Consider the following 3,732-nt stretch of genomic DNA (forward strand, 5'->3'; position numbering starts at 1 on the left):
ATATTTATATTATATCAAAACCAACCGTCTACAACAAGTGTGAAGTTGTAAAAAACTATCATATCCCTTGATATAATAGCTTTTGGGGGTGTATTTTTTAGTTTTAACTGTCAAACTCGGGATTATAATGTAAATGCTAGAAATCGCTAACGTAAAAATGCGAAATAAGAGAGAAAAACGTCGGATATTTTGTTATAATGACTGTATGAATAATCTAAAAAAAATGGTTGGTGTTGAGGCGGCAAAATTTGTTGAAGATGGCATGGTTGTTGGACTAGGAACGGGATCAACAGCCGCCTTTTTTGTGGCAGAATTGGGGCGCCGAGTGGCAGAAGAAAATCTTCAGATTGTTGGTGTAACGACATCAAGCGTGACCAGTGGGCAAGCGCGTGAGTTGGGAATTCCGTTGAAGAACATTGATGAAGTAGAGGCGATTGACTTAACAGTTGATGGTGCAGATGAAGTGGATCTGGATTTAAAAGGGATTAAAGGAGGCGGAGCCGCCCTGTTGATGGAAAAAATTGTGGCAACTTATAGTCAGGACTATATTTGGATTGCAGATGAATCGAAAATGGTCGAGCATTTGGGAGCTTTTCCGCTACCAGTCGAAGTCGTCTCATTTGGCTGTGGACAATTGTACCGTTTATTTGACAAACTCGATTTTCAACCGAGTTTCCGTCTGGACGATGCAGGTGAACGTTTAGTCACGGATATGGGGAACCATATTATTGATTTGCATCTGGACAAAATAGAAGATCCAGTGCATCTTGCCAAATTGTTAGATGAAACGGTTGGTGTGGTTGAACACGGTCTTTTCAATGATATGGTTAAAACAGTGATTATCGGCAGTTTAGATAACGGTGTGAGAATCATCACAAAATAACTTGAAATAGGCTCCAGATTAAGGTAAAATTGAGCTTAACGGTCGTAAAAAAGGTCACGAACAAGTGAAAACGACGATGCTAATTTAGAAAAAGGTTAAGTTTAATTTATGTACACTCCAGAAGAAATCCTTGAACAAACAGCAGCAACTGCCATTGTCAAGGTCAATAAACCACTTCTTACGAAGCTCATTTTAGGGTTTATCGGTGGCGCCATGATTTCGCTAGGTTATTTGGCATATTTACGTGTCGGCGGTGGCTTTGTTGGCGCAGCTATTTTCCCAGTTGGGCTGATTGTTATTCTACTTGCCGGTGGAGAATTAATTACTGGCAACATGATGGCTGTCGCAACTGGCTATTTCAAAAAGCGTGTGACCTTATCTGAATTGTTGGCAAATTGGTTGGTCATTACTTTGGCTAATGTTGTGGGGGCGATTTTTGTTGCCTATGTTTTCGGTGTTTTAGCGGGAACTTTAACGACTGGCGATGCCTTGAAAGAAGCGCTTCATGTGGCGCAAACGAAGTTAGATGTGAATTTTCTAACAGCCTTTTGTTCAGGGATTGGCTGTAACTGGTTTGTTGGCTTAGCAGTCTGGTTAAGCTATGGCGCTAAAGATTTTTCAGGTAAAATTTTAGCGATTTGGTTCCCAGTCATGACTTTTGTGGTCATCGGCTTCCAGCATAGTGTCGCCAATAGCTTTTTAATTCCCTTCGCCATTTTCGTCGGCCATGCATCATGGTTGGATTTCTTGAACAACTTCATTCCTGTTTATCTGGGCAATGTCGTAGGTGGTGCGGTATTGATTGCTTTACTTTATAGTTTAGCTTATCGCAAGCACTGAAAATGAAACAAAAAATAAAGACTTGTCGTTGGACAGGTCTTTTATTATAGGGTATTCAGATAATCTTGCCAAGCCGCAACGCCCCATTTATGACTACCGCGTTTCAATTTTTTGATGGCAGTTTCAACTGGGAACCAATCAATATGATTGAAATCTTCTAAAGGTGTTCCCAATATTTCATAGCCAACCGTTTCGTAGATATAGGCAGGATTATAATAGTAGGTATCACGATGTGACGAATAAAAGTACTCGTCAGCTTGTCCGAGGAATTTGCCAAGTTTAGCTTTCGCACCTAATTCCTCATGCAACTCACGGATGAGTGCTTTTTTATGTTCTTCCCCCGATTCAATTTCGCCACCCGGTAGGAAATATGCGCCGTTAGGTGCTTGAACGAGACAAATTTCGGTGTTATCTTGACGCGCTACGATACCATAGACCCCGTAGCGTGCTTGATAGTTTTTGCTGTCCATTTTTTTACCAAAAGTTGGAATCATATTTTTCTCCGTTAATTTTCTTATAGTCTATTCTATCAAATTTCGGCAAAATTTGATAAAATAAAACAGTAGAAAATAAAAGCGTGTTATAAAAAATGGGGCAACACTCAAATAATCAGAGTTGTCCCTCAATCAGACTTGGAGATAGTGTCACCATTGAAAAAAATAAATCTTAGTAAAATTATCATCATCGCACTCATCATGATGATTACAGCCTGTGTTGCTGTGTTAATTTCGGCACGTCACTTTAAGGATAATCAGAAACCATCAGAGATGACACTTGTCATCAATGATACGGTTGGGGGGTTAGATGGTGTGATTGCGGCGCCATTTAACTTTTTCGAGAACAAAGTGACAGAGGTCGGCAATTTGCTGTCGGCTTATCAGCAAAATGCGAAATTAAGCGAAAAAATAATGCGTTCAACAGATAACGCTGCTGAATTGGATAGCTTAAAAGCTGAAAATAAAGAGTTAAAAGCAGCGCTTGACTTGCAAAATACATTGACAAACTATGAAAAAGTTACCTCAAATGTTATTGTCCGAAATCCGAGTACTTGGGGGGATACGATGACTATTGACAAAGGAACGGCTGACGGTCTCAAAGATGATATGATTGTCATGAGTAATGGTGGTATCGTCGGTCGAATCGCACAGGTCAATACGACGACATCTAAAGTTGCACTCTTAACATCTGATAAAGTATTGGAAAATAAAATCCCAGTTCGTCTTGGTTCGACTGAAGATCCAGCCTATGGCCTGATTTCAAGTTATGATGCGCAGCAAAATGCCTTTATTGTTACACAGATTTCATCGGATAATCAGTTCACCAAAGGTGATCAAGTTATGACGTCTGGGCTTGGCGGTAATTCACCGTCCGATTTGTTAATTGGAGACATTATCGGTGAGAAAAAAAATCAAAAAGGCATGGATCGCGAAGTCTATGTGAAGCCTGCCAGTCAATTTGATAATATCCGCTTCGTTTTTGTCATCAAACGCAGTTTAAGTGAGGTGAAGTAAATGAGTCGTTTCTCCTTTCAATTTTAGCTAGTGCTTCAAACCCCTTTGTACAGTAAAAACTTGAAAATGATTTTTGATTTCTGGGCAATTCTGGGCAAAAAATATAGAAATTTTATAGGAAATAATCAATAAAGACAAATCACTAATTTTACAGAGTTAGTGGTTTTTTTATTTAAATACAAAATAAAATCCATCAGTGGAGAAATTGGTGGATTTTACTTTATATTTAAATTTTAAGTGAGGTATTGTGTGGAGGGGTGTATATGAGTTCAGAATAGACGAGAAAGAGCTTGTTGGGAAAAGATGGTTAATTATATCTGATTGGTTAAAAAATCAATACAGGGAGTTTTGAGAGTGATTTATTTAAATTATAAGTCTAGTGGTAATAAGTCAAGTATTAATTGTAAATTTATTTTACAAGATTTATGAAACTAAGGTACACTAAATAAGCCTACGAAAAATTCATTTTTTCGCAAGTGCTATCAAGGACTTGTGCTC

4 protein-coding genes are annotated in these 3,732 nt (G+C 38.6%); 3 read left to right on the forward strand and 1 reads right to left on the reverse strand.

Annotated elements, in window-relative coordinates:
* Window positions 1-205: 205 nt before the first annotated feature.
* Both rpiA and ACYQ21_RS14830 read left to right on the forward strand, forming a co-directional pair.
* The gene (rpiA, locus tag ACYQ21_RS14825) at window positions 206-883 is read left to right on the forward strand and encodes a ribose-5-phosphate isomerase RpiA (RefSeq protein WP_460059392.1); all 678 of its coding nucleotides are present in this window, start codon (window positions 206-208) and stop codon (window positions 881-883) included.
* Window positions 884-991: 108 nt separating this feature from the next.
* Window positions 992-1,723: a formate/nitrite transporter family protein gene (locus ACYQ21_RS14830; RefSeq protein ID WP_460059394.1), complete on the forward strand. Its 732-nt coding sequence runs from the start codon at window positions 992-994 to the stop codon at window positions 1,721-1,723.
* 44 nt (window positions 1,724-1,767) lie between these two features.
* Here the strand turns inward: ACYQ21_RS14830 and ACYQ21_RS14835 are convergent, their stop codons facing one another.
* Window positions 1,768-2,217 carry an NUDIX hydrolase gene (locus ACYQ21_RS14835; protein ID WP_460059396.1) on the reverse strand — a complete coding sequence of 150 codons (450 nt, stop codon included), beginning with the start codon at window positions 2,215-2,217 and terminating at the stop codon, window positions 1,768-1,770.
* A gap of 147 nt (window positions 2,218-2,364) precedes the next feature.
* Here ACYQ21_RS14835 and mreC point away from each other — a divergent pair, with 147 nt between their 5' ends.
* Window positions 2,365-3,234: a rod shape-determining protein MreC gene (gene mreC, locus ACYQ21_RS14840; protein WP_460059397.1), complete on the forward strand. Its 870-nt coding sequence runs from the start codon at window positions 2,365-2,367 to the stop codon at window positions 3,232-3,234.
* The last annotated feature ends 498 nt before the right edge of the window (window positions 3,235-3,732 follow it).

The sequence above is a fragment of the Pseudolactococcus yaeyamensis genome (genome assembly GCF_054658615.1).

What these genes read in the sequence shown, in the direction of transcription:
- ACYQ21_RS14835 (WP_460059396.1), bottom strand. Translation starts at nt 2,217, where the DNA reads ATGATTCCAACTTTTGGTAAAAAAATGGACAGCAAAAACTATCAAGCA.
- ACYQ21_RS14830 (WP_460059394.1), top strand. Translation starts at nt 992, where the DNA reads ATGTACACTCCAGAAGAAATCCTTGAACAAACAGCAGCAACTGCCATT.
- rpiA (WP_460059392.1), top strand. Translation starts at nt 206, where the DNA reads ATGAATAATCTAAAAAAAATGGTTGGTGTTGAGGCGGCAAAATTTGTT.